We start from the raw sequence: 15,759 nt of genomic DNA, 5'->3' as shown, positions 1-15,759 counted from the left end.
GACGCCTCGGTGTCACAACCCGGGTTTTCTATCGCATGGATGTGCGGTACGAATTTTCAGGGTCACTTCTGGGAAAATCATATGGCTTTGACATTCGATCGTCGCTGTTTCGGATTTCTGTTGCTTTCGGCGGCGCTTCTGCTCGCCGGATGCCAAAGTTCGGAAGAACGCGCGCAGGAGCATTTCGAATCCGGTCTCGAGCTTCTGGAGCAGGGCGACGTTTCGAGAGCGCTCGTCGAGTTTCGCAACGTCTTCCGGCTGGATCCAACTCACAAGGAAGCCCGGCTGCTCTTCGCCCGGACAATGCTGGAGGAAGGCAACGAGGGCCAAGCCTATCAGCAGTTCCTGCGCCTGTCGGAACAGTATCCCAATGACCTCGAAGCGCGGATCGAACTGGCCGAACTGTCGATTGCGTCTCAGAACTGGGAAGAAGGCGAGAGACATGGTCGCAAGGCTCGTGAGTTGGACCCGGACAATCCACGTGTCCAGATTATTTCGGCCGCACTGGATTACGCTCAGGCCATCCGCGATGAAAATCCCGTGGCTGCCGCAGATGCGGCTTCAGCGGCGCGTGATTTGCTAGACGCCCACCCCGACAGCCTGATCGCGGCGCGCGTGGTCATCGATCAGTTGATGCAGATCGGTGATTTCGAGCAAGCGCTCGAGCAGGTGAACATCGCGCTCAAGCAACACCCGAGCAACTATGGCCTGCACACCGTCAGGCTGCAATTGCAGGCCAACAACCAAGACGCCGAGGCTCTGGGAGCGTCCTTGCGGGAAATGGTCGAACGTTTCCCTGACAATCCGGATGTACAAAGTACTCTCATCCGTTGGTATCTCGAGCAGCGAGATCTCGATGGTGCCGAGGCGTTCCTGCGCGAGCTGGCCGACCGTCCCGACGCCGGCGTCGCCGAGAATCTCACCGTCGTTCGGTTCCTGATGCAAGTCCGCGACAGCGAGGCTGCCCGGCAGGAACTGAAACGCTTGATCGAGGCCGAGGAAGAGACCTTGCCGTATCAGGCGCTGCTGGCGACGATGGATTTCGAAGCAGGCGAACAGGATAAGGCGATTGCCGACCTCGAAGCGCTGGTAAACGAAGGTGAGGAGAGCGAGGCCCGCGCCGGTGCCAAAGTGCTTCTGGCCAAGATGCTGGTCCAGAAAGGCAACCTTGTCGGTGCCCGTTCCCGGGTCGAGGAAATCCTCGAAGAGGATCCGACCAACGTTCAGGCCTTGAAGATGCGCGCGGCTTGGCTGATTGGCGACGACAGGCCAGATGAGGCCATCATCGATCTGCGCACGGCTCTGTCGCAGGAACCTCGCGATGCCGACATCATGACGCTCATGGGCCAAGCGCACGAACGCGCCGGCCAGCGGGACCTGGCGGGCGAACGCTACGCGCTGGCTGTTGAAGCCTCGCTGCAGGCCCCCGAGGAATCACTGCGCTACGCGGTATTCCTGCTGCAGGAAGGCCGCGAGGATGCGGCGCGCGCGGTTCTGGTCGAGGCGTTGGGAAAGTCACCCAATAATATCGATCTGCTTCAGCGTCTGGCGCTTCTCTATAAAGACGAGGAGGACTGGAACGAAGTCACCCGTCTGATCTGGCGTCTGCGCGCGCTGGAGACAGATCGCGCCACGGCGGTCGCCAACGGGCTTGAGGCGGACATGATGCTCCGCCAGGAGCGCGTGGACGATACAGTGCAGTTTCTCGAGTCGCTGGTCGCAGAAGACGAAAGCGGGAACGCCGCGCTTGCCGCACTTGTGCAGGCCAAGGTGCGCGCGGGACAGGTCGACGAGGTCGAGACCCTGCTCGACGGCCGCCTGGCCGAAGACCCCGACAACAGTGCTCTGAAATATATGCGCGCCGGCATCCACATGATCCAAAACGAGCGTGATGAAGCCGCTGAGATCTACGCGTCCTTGCTGCAAGAAGTGCCCGGCAACCAGCAGATCATGCGCACGCTGCATGCGATCATGGTCGCCGAAGGCCAGGAAGAGCAGGCGGCCGCCATGGTCGACGAGCAAATCGAAAGGGCCGACGACCCCACCGCCGCGCTTCTACTCAAGGCCGAACGGTTGGAGCGGAACAGGGATTTCGATGGCGCCATCGCCATCTACGAAGAACTTTACGCACAGAACAGCAACAACGTGCTCGTGGCCAACAATCTCGCAAGCTTGATCACCACGCATCGCGACACGCCCGAAGACCTGGACCGCGCCTATGCCATCGCCCGCCGCCTGAGCAGCTCCGACTTTCCGCCGTTCCAAGATACCTACGGCTGGATCGAGTACCGCCGGGGTAATTACGAAGAGGCGCTCAAGTATCTCGAACCCGCCGCCGAAGGCATGGCCGACCGGGCCCTGGTTCATTACCACCTCGGTATGGTCTACGAGGCGCTGGGCCGCACCGCGGACGCCAAGGCTTCGCTCCAGCGGGCTCTGGACATCGCTGGCGACGATCCCCTGCCGCAATACGACCGGGCGAGGGAGGTTCTCAGCGGGCTCACAGAGCAGACCGAGTGACGCGCCCATGAAGGCCGATACCGCCAATTCCTGTGCGTCCGTTCGATACTGGGCTGCCGGATTGCGCCAACAGATCGGAAGTATGCATCTTGACTAGGCTCACGATCGGGGTGTTGGCGCATAACGAGGAGGCCATCATCGGCAACCTGATCGGTGACCTCAAAAATCAAAGCGTGGTGCGCAACCCGGCTGCAGGTCTCGATATCCACCTGTGTATCGTCGCCAACGGGTGCACGGACGGCACGGTAGAGACCAGCCGATCCTGTCTCGCCGACGCCAGCTTTCCCGACCATGTCCAATGGGACGTGTTCGATTTGAAGCCACCGAGCAAGACAAACGCTTGGAATGTCTTCGTTCACGACATCTCGCCCGAAGACAGTGACGTCCTGCTCTTCATGGATTCAGATATCCGCCTTCCACAGCCGGACATCATAGAGCGCAGCCTTCAGGAGCTTCACACCAATCGCAGCGCCTGGATTGTCTCGGACGAGCCCAAGAATGTTTTCCCCCCCGGCTCGGGCTGGAGCGTGACGCGGTTTCTGAGTGAGCGGTTCGGGCGCAAGCCGGGGCGCGGCAAGGCGTCCCTCTGCGGACAATTCTACTGCGCAAGAGCGTCTCGCATCCGCGAGATCACACTGCCCACCGGCCTGTTGTCGCAGGACGGTTTCATTCGCGCCATGGTCCTGACCTCCGCGCTCACGGAACCAGAGCAGATCGAGCGGATATCGATTCTACCCAACGCCTTTCATCTGCACCCGGCCTACACGACCGTATCCAGCCGTTTCCGGTACGAGAAACGGCAGATGATGAGTACGACCGTCTACAATTACATCTACGCGTTGCTGAACGACATGCCCAAATCGTTGAGCGATAGAATGGCTGAAATCAGAAGGCTGAACAGGACCGATCCGGCCTGGGTTGCGAAATTGGTCAGGGAAAACTGCCGTGATCGGACATTCGTCGTGCCCCTCGATTTCGCGTTTCGGCGGGCAAGGCGCTTGCGGCCCTTCACGCTTGCCAAGATCACGCGGCTGATCGCGGTTATACCGGCGCTTGCTTTTGACATTCTGGTGGCCTGGCGCGCCTCTTCCGAACTCAGGCAAAACGCCATTGGTGATGTCGAAGCCAACCAGGGACGTTTCAAAATCCGGGGGCCAACAGCTTGAGGACCGAGGCCGACCGCGACACGAGATCCGACGGTCGGGCCCGCTCGAAAGGCGCGGTTCGACCACCGGAAAGGACAGCTTGAACGACGCAAGGCATAAGTTCCGACAAGGATGAAATACATGAAAATTAAAGACATAGTGAAACCTTTCGTGCCGAAAAGCCTAATCCGCGCCCGACGGGCGTATCTCATGACCGAACCGATTGCCGAAAGAACATGCAACATCTGCGGTTTTCATGGCTGGTTTGGCCTCAACGGACGGCCCCCGCGGATCGACGCAAGATGCCCTCAATGCGGAAGCCTGGAACGGCATCGGCTTTTGATGCTCGCCATGTCCGATGGCCGCATCGACTTGCAGATCGACGACGAACGGGACGAGGTTCTTCATTTTGCCGCAGAGCCCATACTCGAAAAGATTTTCCGCAAAAGGTTCAAGCACTACAAGACCGCGGATCTGTATTTCGCGGCCGATCTCAAGCTTAATATCGAGGAGATCGACGCGCCGGACGGCACATTTAAGCTCATCATCGCCAACCATGTACTTGAACATGTCGACGATCAAAAAGCCTCTGCCGAAATCGCCCGGGTCATGACGGATGACGGATATTTCATCGCGATGGTGCCGCTGATCGAAGGCTGGGACACGTCCTATGAAAATCCCGACGCCAAGAGCGTTCCCGACCGCTACCTGCATTTCGGACAGGGCGACCACGTGCGCTACTATGGCCGCGATTTCAGGGAACGCATGCAGCGAAACGGATTGAAGCTCGTCTCGGAAATCACGGCGCAAGGCCAGGAGGTGATCGACCACTCCCTTCTCCGGGGAGAGAAAGTCTTTCTTTTCCGGAAGAAGACGGACTGAACTAGGCTAATACAGCCCCGGATTTCAGTACGAGCGTCACTTTGGACAAAAGTAAGGGCGATCACACTTTGCGTTCTTTGATGTTTGGTGCATCGGCATTCCCACATCGCGTCTGAATGTCCTCGCAGGTCAATAGGATAACCCCTCTGAGTTGTCTGATCACGCGTCGTCTTTTGATCGAACCGAAGGGTCAGCAACATCCGGGTCGCCAGCGCCCGGGAGGCTTGCGACTTCCGCATATGTCATGAAGCCAAGATTTCTGTTCGGGCTCACGCTGGATATTTTCCTATCCGCGTGACTGCCGATGAACCGGCAACAATACCTGAGACTGTCGATCATGTAATCGGCATTGACGCGCGAGGTCGTCACGGCGCGCTCGGCTTCGGCCTCTGTGCTATTGTAAAAATGCGGCTCCTTCTGATCGAAATTAAATTCGATGCCGGCCAGAATGATGTCCGAAAAGCCCATACAGAAGGCGATCTGGATGGCCGTGAATGCTACTGACGTTCCCTGATACAAAGGTTGCGATAAGTCGGTTTGGAAAAATCCTTCGTAAATCTTTGGACGAACCCATTGGGAGTAGTAGAAAACGCGAGGGTCATCCGGATGGTCTTTAGTTGGAATGCCTGAGCTTAGAAAAACATCCTCAAACGTATGTCTCAAAGCATCCCGGCCGTATTCCTCGAAAGCCAGTGGGTTTGCAAGCACCAGCGCATTCTTGCTTTTCTGGCTGCGGTTATTCAGAAGGTAGGCCCGATTGAGAAGGAAGGTATATGCCGGGTCAAGTTTGGCCAGGTCCTGACTGCTGACGCTTGGCGCCGTGCCAATGATAAGGCAACGCTTCCCTTTATACTTCCCATGAAGCCTTTCTAACGGTGATCGTTCAACAGGCTGAAATTGCTTTTGCCGTGTGTGAGGAATAAGCGCCTGTCGCATGCGCTGACCTAGCACTAAATCTGGGACAAGGGACGTTCCCGTAAGAATGGTCTTCTTCACCTGACGCTGGATCACACGATGGAATTTTGAACGGCTCATTTCATATTCCCGCCGAATAAATCTGCGGAGTCAGCCTGGTGCGCATAATAAATCGCAACGTCGACTCTGAAAAAACAACTGTGAGAATCATTCGTGGATTAGAGGACATGAAACAAGTGAACGGACAACGACAGGGATAAGAATGCCGCCAGAGATACACTATAATTCTCACTCAAGCTCCGAAACTCTTGACCGACGCCGGTTTCTCGCCGAAGTATCCCCCTTTATCTCTCTACTTGCCTGCAATTGTTCAACAATGGGTCCACCAAAAAAAGAATGATACTCTTTATCGAAGATATAGCACAGGTTTGGGGGTAGCCGTTGGACACTGTATTTCGGTGTTTCCGATGCTTCGTCGGCTTCGACAAGATCCTGCAAGACGCGTTGATCCCACTTTTTGGGATCCGCTTTTTGCTTCTGAACCCACTGCAACAGAAGTTCGCGGCAAACCTCGGTGTCGCCCAAGAGAAGCGTGGCCGAAATCAATTCCCCGTCTGGATGCACATAGCAGGCCAGATCGCAATCGTATTGCGACAGATAGGTCCATGGCTCCGTGTGTACGTAACAATCCACATCCAGATAGAGCAACGGACCTTCTAGCTTGCGCCGCATGTCCAGAAGGAACTCCGGTTTCATGGCGCAATTCTCGACCCAATCGCGCCGGGGTGGAACTGTTTCAAGGTGATATTTCAGGTTTAGCTCATCAAGCCGTTTGGCGAATCGGTTTGCCTCATTCCGGTAAATCTCGTCATCCGTGTGAAACGCAACGATCGTGCCTTGTGTCTGCGTTATGCTCGGAAGGGTTATGTCATAGTCCCGGCACGCCTCAATTGTGGGGGCGTATCCCAGGCCGGTAATTATTTTCTCCAAGTCCGGAAATACCGAAAGCTGCTGCGCCACACGCGCCAGTCGATCCGGCTTCGTCCAGGCGGGCGCTTTTGGGGCAACCACTTGCCTCGGTCCATTTAGCTGGACCTTGAGCGCCTTGGGAATATCGGATTCGAGGAACGACCGGAAAGATCGCTCGAAATTAAAACCGGTCGAAAACTGTAGGATCTGGCGTACGTATTCCGGATTTTCCAGCAAATCCTCATACCGAATCGTAAGGGTCCTTTTTTGATTTTCTAAAAGTGAAATCATTGCAGTATGGGTTGGCCCAATTCCGGGATTTGAAAAACTTCTAACTTTTTCCGAGATAAACATTTGATAATCATAACTTTGAAAAAACTGATTTGAGGCGACTTTATGATAAGAGGACAAAAGATCGCGTGGGTCTCTTATAGAAATCAAGTAAAGCAAATCTCGGAACGCCCCGAGTCTTCCGTCAATATCTTCAATTTCGAAAATATCGAGCGGTCGTTTTGTGATGATACAAGGAGCGACGATTTTCTCGGTACGCGCGGCTTTGAATTCCGACGCCGGCATATAGGCGTGCCCGCGTGCGGAATGCCGCAACATGTTATAGAAAAGCGTCGTTCCACTGCGGGAAAAGCCGACAAGCACCAGATGGCACGATCGCTTCCCCGCCAACAGGTTCGCCGATTTCTGACGGAGAACATTCGCTGCACGGCCCGCCCGGGACTTCAGGGCGCGACTGCCGCCATAAAGTTTTTTCGCAGGGCCAAGGATGCCCAGGTGCTTCAGGAACCGCTTGGTCGACATCCTTAGCTGGTTTTGAGTGGATAAATCAGCTGTCATCGCGTCTGACCTTGATTGCAGCCTCGGGATTGCTGTGCCTCGTATGCCGCGCCGACCTGTGGTTCGTCAAAGGCATATGCCTTGATCTCCGTTGTAACGTGCTTTGGATAACTGCTTGTGAAATCAGCATACAAATCGCCACCCTCGTAGCCTTCAGGCAGATCCATCGGTGCTAGCCACCCGGCCGCACGGGGCAAGCAGAGTCGCGCCAGCCCTTTTGCGTGACAGATCGCTGCAAACCGGACATCCACGAATTTCTGAGACGATGCCATCTCTGCATATGCCGGATAGTCGCGTCCCCTCATGACTGCTGTTCCGGTTCCCAGTTGTTCCACCCTAAGAGGGCCATCCGCCGCTTGGGCGAAGTGGATAATCTTTCTGTACCGCGCCAGATGATGCGGCCAAAGCGCAAGCCGGATTCGGCGTTTGAGTTCCGGGACGAGTTCGTCCTTCCTGCGAATGTACCAACTGGCATGATATCCCGCCACAAACGGCCCGTCGCCCAGTTTTTCGAACCAATCCACAGAATACGAGACGTAATCCGCCGGATATTGGATATCATCATCAATTGTAAAAACGTAATCTGCATCAGCACTATCGGGTAGGAATTTCCCGGTATCTTTTGTATCTTTTTCCGGGATAATGAATGTCACGTGATCGGGCGCTGAAATATGTTCCGGCACGGCGGTGAATTCATTCAGAACGACATTCATTTTTTGAACCTGGGGCGCAATTGCCGAAATGACGCTATCAAGATTGGCCTCGCGCGCCGGGTAAGTTGCCATATTCGCAACAATCAAGGTGCGATCCTCTGGAATGTATATTTCAATCTGTGCCGTAAAGAACCGGACAGGCCTTTTATTAACTTAAAAAGACCTAATCGTCTACAAAACACGCATGCGCGGGAACTTATGTGACCGTCATGGCGCAAACCGGCCCGCTCTGGCGCCGGGGCGATCCCGGCACGTCGGCACTGTCCGCCTCCTGCCGGCCTTCCGGCAATGTCAGCTTGCCATTTTCCAAAAAACGCTTTCTTCCAAGGCAAACCACGCCGATGATGGACCATGATGAAGACGTTTTTTCTCTGTCTCTGCGCCGTATTAGGGTGTCTGCTGCCGGGCTATTCTGCGCCGAACGCTGCGGAGACTGTCGTGCTCAAGCAAGAGGATCTCACGTCCATCGGCCCGCTCGGCTGGGTGGCCGCCGATCTGGAAATCCCTGACCCGGATCTAAAGCTGCCGCTCATTCATCCCAACGACAAGGGGCCGGGCGCCGCGATGCTGCGCCGGCTCGCGGCAAAGGGGGTCGCCGGCGGCTTCGAGGGCGTCATCTATGACAACCGAGACCGCGGTCATTCGACGTTCTATCCCGGACAGTTTTCAAGGATGGTCCGCCTTTCCTACGACAAAGGACTCAAGGAAAATCATCTGGACTATGGAATTGCCGGTCGAATCATTCTGCCCGCCATCGTGATCGGGAATTCGTCGACGGCCATTACGACCAAGCCCATCGGTCGCAGTCAGACGCGTTTCGCCATGACCACGAATTTCGGCCCCGAACGGGCGTTTCTCACCTACGCGAACAACCACATATACATCTATCCCGAACACCACGATCACGACCAACTTGACCGGTTCCCGGCAAACTGGCCCTACACGATCACAAGCCAGGGTTCGTCGGGGTCCGACAGACCCTTCATGCGCGCGCTGGCTTTGACGGTTGCGGCGCTCAGGCCGGAAACCCGGGACTTTCTCAAAAAAGAAAGACTGGTGTCGCCCACGCTGCAAATGATTCTGCGCCAAGGCCTCAAAGGCGTGTACGGGCGCGACGGGTACTTGTCCGGAAAGGCCCATCCGGTGGTCTTCGACGAAGACATGCTTGCACCCGAACGCATGGTGGCGTTCGCCAACACACTGCAACCGCAGGACATCCCGCCGCTGGTGCGCCTGACCGTCGAAAAAGAGGACTTCACTCTCAAAGCCGGTCTAGCCGGTCTGTCCGAAAAGCTGTTCGACACGCCCTCCGCGATTGCACGCCTCTGGCGCTCACAGGCCTACCGGCGGGAGATGTTCGTTTCCGCCGCCGACACGCGGGATCCGAACGGGCGCAAGCTAACATATTCCTGGGTTCTGCTGCACGGCGACCCGGACAAGGTCCGGATCAGCAGGCTCGACAGTTCCGGCGCACGCGCGCGCATCTTGGTCGACTGGCACGACCCCTGGCAAAGCAACGCGAACCAGTCGCGCAGATCAAGTCGTGTCGACATCGGCGTCTTTGCCAATAACGGCGTACATCTCAGCGCGCCGGCGATCATTTCCATCCACTTCCCCCACCATCAAAAGCGCCAGTACACCCGCCTTCCCACCACCGGAGAGATGGCGCTCACGTCGGTCGATTACGCAGGCGGCAAGAAACGGAGATATTTCGATCCCGTAATCTACTGGTCTGCCGATTGGCGAGATGAGTTCACGTATGATTCGGACGGAGCGATTGAGACCTGGACCCGGATTGCCGCGGACGGACAGGGAACCGCGCTGAACCCGTTTCAGGCGCAAACCATGTCCTATCGCCTGGAGCAAACAAAAAAAGGACCACGGTTGCGCGCAGAATAACGTGCTTAATGGCGCGTTTTCAGAACCGCAGCTTGTTTGAAACCGACCTGCAGAATCTGACAAGGTCGGATGTCCCTCGAAATCTGTCGAACCACCTCAACTCGTGGATATCCGTCCGAGAGGCGCGTTGAACCGCGATGGCAGGGTCACAGATCCACGTCGCGATATCGGGATTGTCCCGCCGAAACCACGAATACGCCCCGTCCACATGCATCGGCCCCCCGGCTGCGTCGCCGGCCGGGCGCGCGGTGATGGCCTTGAGATATGCCTCCGCGCGCGCGATCGTGTCGCCAGAAAATCCAAGAAAATGCGCCAGCAGCAATTCGGTGTCTGCAGGCACTGACTCAAGGCTGATCGCCTCGTCGCCTTGCCCCTTTGTCGCCTGCCGCAGCCCGCCATGAACGATGCCCCACTCGTCCCCTTCCAGACGCTCAAGCGCGGCGGGTCCATGCATCAGAAAGGATCGTGTCCAATCGACGTCATCTTCCAGGACAAGAATGCGCTGCAATCCCATGTCCCGTGCGCGGCTCAGAACGCCGAGATGGCTCATGAAGGCGCCGCGCGCGCCGATCGAAGGCCACCCGCCCGGCGCATCGGGGCGCACGGCGTCAAAGAAAGAAATCGCGGGGTGATCCGCGCTCAGGCCAACCAACTCCAGTTGCTCGCGCATCTCCCGGCGCCGGTCGGCCCTGCTTTTGAGGTTGATGATGAAAACATGGTCGAAAACACTCAGGATCTGCGCGCCAATTTCCGGCCTGCGAGGTCTTGATCGGAGCATGAGCGAACCTGTGGAAGACGTCTGTGCTGGCCGGATCGCTCGTTCTCGCGCTGCCCGGCCCGTATCGCGGCACCCTAGCAAATTCGGAAGATAATCAAAGGACCTTTCGCGTGCGACCACGTTGCAAAGGATCGGATCTGCGGAACCGCGCAAGGCTCGGCGTGCCGGCAAAGCCGCAGCAACACCGCGTCACTGCAAATTGGGACGCGTTTGACATTTGCTTTGTCATGCGTCGCGTTGCAGTCTCCACCGCAGACCCAAATGAGCGTCCTGACCAAAGGCCCGGAAACCTGTGATGACCCCGCCGCGCGCCCTGCTTCACATCGGCAAACACAAGACAGGTACGACCTCGTTTCAGAAGTACCTGACGGAAAACAGTGCGCAATTCGCCGGTGACGGTCTGCTTTTCGTGCCCATGACGCTTGCGAATCTGATTGCGGCGTCCCTGATCCGGAACAGGATGCCGATCCCGCCGGTCAAGGCGCTGGCCAAGGCCGGTATCGAACCATCGGTCGCGGCGGCCCGGGACGGTCTGCAGGAATTCCTCGCGGGCCGGCGCTTCAGGGCCCTCATTCTGTCCTGCGAACATTTTTCCTATTTCCGTGATCCGTCAGAGGTGGAGGCGCTGAAAGACCTTTTGAAGGACGCAGCAGGCGTTGATCCACGTGATGTTTCCGTATGCCTCATGCTCCGGGATCCGGATAGCTTCCTGCGATCCTACAAGCGTCAGATCGTCAAAACCGGTCACGGGACCAGCGAAGACAAAGCATCACCCTATTACTGCGAGGCGGATTCCTGGTTACTGGATGACACCGCGATCAAGGACCTCTGGTGGTCTCATTTCAACCGGCTCGACGTTCTTCAATACGAAACCGGCGATGCGGTGTTCCAGCTTTGTAAGGCCATGGCCATACCCGCCCCTGGGGATCCCTCCGCCTATCGCGAAAACAAGGGCGACTCCGCCCTCGTCTCATGGGGGCGTAAAAACCTGCCGAAGCCGGTCAAGAACCGCATTGTAAAGCTTGCAAGGTCGTTTCGGAAGAAAGCGCGCTGATCCGACAATCCGGCGGCCTCGGGGCACGATCTGCCTAGCGGCCCTGACACCCGTCACGTCCCATCGCCGTCTTGATCAACCGCGCCGCGCCGAACCCGGCGTCGAAGGCTGCGGCCAGTCCCACACCGCAAAGCGGCGGATAGCCAAAGCTCGTTGCCCGCATCAGCCGGCCCATCAGGGTCTTGGCGCGCGCCCACCCCACGTTTTCGCCCTCGCGTGTCCCCAGCTTGTCAGCCAGTAAAAGGTAGGGAAACGTATCCTCGTAACACCGGTTCAGCCAGCCGCCACCTGCTTGATAGGTCGGCATCCAGGGTTTCAGACGCTGCGAGTGAACGAATGGCGGGGGTCCGTTCTTCATCCACTGCAGCCTTTGGCGAAGCGGAAATGCCTTGAGCCCGTAGCTGTGCACCACGTCGCGGCCAAGGCGCAGATATTCCAGCTTCGTGTCGGAAAACTCCTTTGAACAAAGCAACGCCGTAAGCAACTCTTGCGCTCCGCGCAGATGGGCGGGTCGTTGGCCGCTCGGCTGCTTTTGCGCGGTTACGTAATCTTCATGCGTTTGCATGTCCTGCCACCGTTCCAGTAGCGCGGTGTGCTGCTCGGTGGCCCGGATGATGCAGGAATTGAGCGCGAAGGGATGTTCCCGACCCACGTCAAAGCCCCAGCCGCGCGCCCGCATCGCCCCATTGTCATCCGGGGTCGTCGCCCATAGCGTCTCCTGCGCCATCAGAAACACGTCTGCCGAAAATTGTCCAAAGACCTGCGTCAATTCCCGGGTCACGATGATATCGGAATCCAGCCAGACGACATCCTTGAACCCAAGATCGCGGATGCAATGCAAAAGAAGATCCGGCTTCACGTTCCAATGGCGCTCGACCGGGAAAGATGGATAAACGGCTTCCACCTGCTCGAAGGTGGCGGCGAAATCATAGAACGCCTGGGTCAGGCCGGAGCAGAACAAGACAAGTTTCGTCTTCGGGGAATGCCGCGCCACGCTCAGCAAAAGCAGGCGCAGTGCGGGCTCCTCGGCCTGTCTGTTTTCATGTACGCAAACCCGCATGTTTCCCAGCTGTCCCAATTTTTCGTCTCGATCTAAGTTGCGGCGCAGACCTTAATGGCCCTCAAGGATAAGTAAGGTCGTGTCCTTCGACATTCTCTGGCGGTACGGGGGCTCTTCCGTCAATGGATGCGTTTGACAAGGCCCTCGGCCTGATCGCGACGGATGGCAACGAAATCATGATATCTGTGCCTGTCCTGAGCGTCGGCGACGCGCGCGACGCGGGTGCGCAGGACGGTCCGGCAAAACCCGAAGATCGCAAACTCATGGGATTCCAGCAAATCGAACAAGGTTGCGACGTTCTGGTTTCCTTCGAAGATGACGAACTTGAGGGTCGGAAATCCAAGTAGGTCCGGAAGAATAAGAGGCTCCGCGCCTTCCACGTCGATCTTCACGCCGAAGGCCTTGTCACCGACAAGCGGCGCGACGAAGTCCCGTGTTTTCCGGGCCTCGACGCGGATCGTCTCGGTCTTGCCGGCCGCGTCATGCGCCACGATGCTCGCACCGCCTGAATGCCGGCCCTTCAGCACCAGCTCGACCTCCGCGTCGTGATCGCTCAATGCGATCTCGTGCAGGCTCACGTTATCGGCGCCTGCCGTGTCAAGAGTGGCCCGCATCCGCCGGACAAGGTCCGGTTGCGGTTCGAAAAGGTGGACGTGGCCTTGCGTGCCGACCTTTTCGCGCGCAGCCAGGCCAACGCTTCCATAGTTGGCGCCGATATCCAGAAGGATATCGTCCCGATCGAGAAGGTCGATCACGGTATTCGTGATCTTCCAGTCATTGGTGCCCGAAAGCCAAAGCTTCCGACCGTTGAAGTCCTCGGGATCGACCTCGATTTCAAGACCCCCCGGAAGCCGCGCCACAAGTGGCGTCGGCAGGGCCCGAATGGCGTTGCGTACGACCTCGTTGGTCGCAAACTTCGCCAGCCCGCTTTTCGGTTTTACGGTCGTAAGCAGCAGCCTCAGCAGGCGGATAAGAAAGGTTTTCATTAAAGCGCCAGTCGAAATTCAGAATATTTCCCATCACGATAGAGGCGCACGAAAACCAGAGAAAGGAAATAATGGACCTAGGCGCAGGCCCCCGCGATGGCCGTTTTCACGCCAATGCGGCAACGCGGCAACGTCGCGCACCCGAAAGGTGCGCGCGCAGGTCACGATACCGGAGTCAGGGCAGCCAGAAGCGCCTTATCAGCGTCGCGCGGCCCCAAGGGCCCGCGCGAAGGTTTCAGAGTATGTTGATCTCGACGCTGTCGGCCAGCGTGTTGGCGATGAAACAGTAGCGATGTGCGCGCTCGTGCATCTTCTCAAGCTCGGCATCCTCAATCGTGAAGCCGGTGTCGAACCGCACCACCGGATGCAGGTCGATCCGCGTCACGGACATCTGCCCTTTCGGGTTCTTGCCCAGATAGGCGACCGCGTGGTCGTGATAGCCTGCCACCGGCCAGTCCGCTTTCGCCGCAAGCGCGAGAAAGGTCATCATGTGACAACTCGACAGCGCCGAGGCGAGCGCCTGTTCGGGGTTGGTGTTGCCCGGATCGCCGCCCCAGCCGGGGGCGGCGTCCACCTGGACGTCGTAGGTGGTGTTAAACTGCACCGTGTGGGCGTTCGAATACCGCCCCGTCTGCAACACCGGTTCTGCGCGCTGCCAGTGCAGCTGGATCGAAAGATCGGACATCGGTCTGGCCTCAAGAATGTATGCGGCGTCGGTTTAGGCGACGGCCAGCTTCTTGTTGGGGTCGTAGAACGGGCGCTCGGTCACGGTCGCGCCGGTCGGGCCCGACGGGGTCACCACCTCAAGAGGCATGCCCAGATGCGCCGCGTCGACCGACACCATGGCCAGCGCGATCGTGCGCTCCAGCCGCGGGGAATAGACCGCCGAGGTCACCTTGCCCACTTCGACACCGTCGCGATAGATCGCCCAGAAGGTCGTGTTCGGGCCCTTCAGGGGCTCGCAATCGATGATCAGCCCGACCTGCTTGCGGGTGACGCCCTCTTCCTTGATGCGGCGCAGCGCGGCCTTGCCGATAAACTCGGCTTCCATGTCGAGATTCACCAGCCGGTCGAGGCCCAGCTCGTAGGGGTTGGTGTTGATGTCGGCATCGGCGTGATAGGACAGCATCCCGCCCTCGATCCGGCGGATCGATGAGGTGTGCCCGGGCTTCAGCCCGAATTCCATGCCGGTCGCCATGATCCGCTCCCAAAGCGCATCGCCATAGCTGCTGTCGCGCAGGTAAAGCTCGTAGCCAAGCTCGCTTGACCAGCCGGTCCGCGACACGATCAGCGGAATGCCGTCCAGATCGACTTCGCGCAGCCAGTAGTATTTCAGGTCAAGGATGCTGTCGCCGAAAAGCGCCTGCATGATCAGTCCCGATTTCGGTCCCTGAAGCTGCAGCGGCGACACGTCCGGCTCGCAGATCTTGACGTCGAGGCCCGAATGAACGGCCACGCCCTGTGCCCAGAGCAGGATGTCGCTGTCGGCCAGCGAGATCCAGAAATGGTTCTCGGCGAGACGCAGCAGGATCGGGTCGTTCAGGATACCGCCCTCGGCATTGGTGATGAGGACGTACTTGCACTGGCCCACGGCCATTTTCGACAGGTCGCGCGGAGTGAGCATTTGCACGAACTTGGCAGCATCGGGGCCGGTGATCTCGACCTGCCGCTCGACGGCCACATCACACAGGATCGCGTCGTTGACGAGGTTCCAGAAGTTCTGTTCCGGATTGCCGAAGTCACGCGGAATATACATATGATTGTAAACGGAAAATCCGGTTGCGCCCCAGCGGACGGTTGCGTCGAAATAGGGGGATTTGCGGATCTGAGTGCCAAAGCCGAAGTCGTCTGCGTGCATGTTTTTCGCCCTTGCATGGTGCCCGCCGGAAAAGGTCGGGACGCGATTGAACTGGCGCCTATCTAGGGCCTGACGTAGGGGAAGTGCGGACTGAAAAAGGCGCGGTTTCAGCCCGTCCGGACCATTTTTCC

Annotated in this window: 13 protein-coding genes; 5 read left to right on the top strand and 8 right to left on the bottom strand. The window is 57.9% G+C overall.

Annotated elements, in window-relative coordinates:
- Window positions 1-81 precede the first annotated feature (81 nt).
- The 3 genes from EZV60_RS04150 (at window position 82) to EZV60_RS04140 (ending at window position 4,547) form a co-directional block, all read left to right on the top strand.
- Window positions 82-2,520, top strand: coding sequence for a tetratricopeptide repeat protein (locus EZV60_RS04150; protein ID WP_167853464.1), 2,439 nt, complete (start codon window positions 82-84; stop codon window positions 2,518-2,520).
- Between the two features lie 89 nt (window positions 2,521-2,609).
- Window positions 2,610-3,686: a glycosyltransferase family A protein gene (locus tag EZV60_RS04145; protein ID WP_135502455.1), complete on the top strand. Its 1,077-nt coding sequence runs from the start codon at window positions 2,610-2,612 to the stop codon at window positions 3,684-3,686.
- A 120-nt stretch (window positions 3,687-3,806) separates the two neighbouring features.
- Complete coding sequence (locus tag EZV60_RS04140; RefSeq protein WP_167853463.1) at window positions 3,807-4,547, top strand: methyltransferase domain-containing protein; 741 nt, start codon at window positions 3,807-3,809, stop codon at window positions 4,545-4,547.
- Between the two features lie 159 nt (window positions 4,548-4,706).
- Here EZV60_RS04140 and EZV60_RS04135 read toward each other — a convergent pair whose 3' ends face one another.
- The 3 genes from EZV60_RS04135 to EZV60_RS04125 form a co-directional block, all read right to left on the bottom strand.
- Entirely contained in the window at window positions 4,707-5,582 is an 876-nt protein-coding gene (locus EZV60_RS04135) for a motility associated factor glycosyltransferase family protein (protein ID WP_135502451.1), read from the bottom strand.
- Between the two features lie 168 nt (window positions 5,583-5,750).
- A complete protein-coding gene (locus EZV60_RS04130) occupies window positions 5,751-7,280 on the bottom strand; it encodes a sulfotransferase family protein (protein ID WP_135502449.1) in 1,530 nt (509 codons plus the stop codon).
- Window positions 7,277-8,080, bottom strand: a complete 804-nt coding sequence (locus EZV60_RS04125) for a hypothetical protein (RefSeq protein ID WP_135502447.1) — start codon at window positions 8,078-8,080, stop codon at window positions 7,277-7,279. Before EZV60_RS04125 ends, EZV60_RS04130 begins: the two co-directional genes overlap by 4 nt.
- A gap of 264 nt (window positions 8,081-8,344) precedes the next feature.
- On the opposite strand from EZV60_RS04125, the gene EZV60_RS04120 reads away from it, so the two are divergent.
- On the top strand, window positions 8,345-9,892 hold the full coding sequence (locus EZV60_RS04120) for a hypothetical protein (protein ID WP_135502445.1): 1,548 nt from the start codon (window positions 8,345-8,347) through the stop codon (window positions 9,890-9,892).
- A 19-nt stretch (window positions 9,893-9,911) separates the two neighbouring features.
- Here the strand turns inward: EZV60_RS04120 and EZV60_RS04115 are convergent, their stop codons facing one another.
- On the bottom strand, window positions 9,912-10,670 hold the full coding sequence (locus tag EZV60_RS04115) for a glycosyltransferase family 25 protein (RefSeq protein ID WP_135502443.1): 759 nt from the start codon (window positions 10,668-10,670) through the stop codon (window positions 9,912-9,914).
- Between the two features lie 295 nt (window positions 10,671-10,965).
- Here EZV60_RS04115 and EZV60_RS04110 point away from each other — a divergent pair, with 295 nt between their 5' ends.
- Window positions 10,966-11,724, top strand: coding sequence for a hypothetical protein (locus tag EZV60_RS04110; protein ID WP_135502441.1), 759 nt, complete (start codon window positions 10,966-10,968; stop codon window positions 11,722-11,724).
- Window positions 11,725-11,758: 34 nt separating this feature from the next.
- Here EZV60_RS04110 and EZV60_RS04105 read toward each other — a convergent pair whose 3' ends face one another.
- From EZV60_RS04105 to EZV60_RS04090, 4 genes are all read right to left on the bottom strand, one after another.
- Window positions 11,759-12,802, bottom strand: a complete 1,044-nt coding sequence (locus EZV60_RS04105; protein ID WP_167853462.1) for a glycosyltransferase family protein — start codon at window positions 12,800-12,802, stop codon at window positions 11,759-11,761.
- Window positions 12,803-12,903: 101 nt separating this feature from the next.
- Window positions 12,904-13,770: an FkbM family methyltransferase gene (locus EZV60_RS04100; RefSeq protein ID WP_135502437.1), complete on the bottom strand. Its 867-nt coding sequence runs from the start codon at window positions 13,768-13,770 to the stop codon at window positions 12,904-12,906.
- A 235-nt stretch (window positions 13,771-14,005) separates the two neighbouring features.
- Window positions 14,006-14,455 (bottom strand): OsmC family protein, encoded by a 450-nt coding sequence (locus EZV60_RS04095; protein WP_135502435.1) that lies wholly within the window; start codon window positions 14,453-14,455, stop codon window positions 14,006-14,008.
- Between the two features lie 33 nt (window positions 14,456-14,488).
- Window positions 14,489-15,628, bottom strand: a complete 1,140-nt coding sequence (locus tag EZV60_RS04090; protein ID WP_135502433.1) for a glycine cleavage T C-terminal barrel domain-containing protein — start codon at window positions 15,626-15,628, stop codon at window positions 14,489-14,491.
- Between the last annotated feature and the right edge of the window lie 131 nt (window positions 15,629-15,759).

The sequence above is a fragment of the Roseovarius aestuariivivens genome (assembly GCF_004761875.1).
Classification (GTDB): Bacteria; Pseudomonadota; Alphaproteobacteria; order Rhodobacterales; family Rhodobacteraceae; genus Roseovarius; species Roseovarius aestuariivivens.
This window is presented reverse-complemented; position numbering and strand designations above follow the sequence as displayed.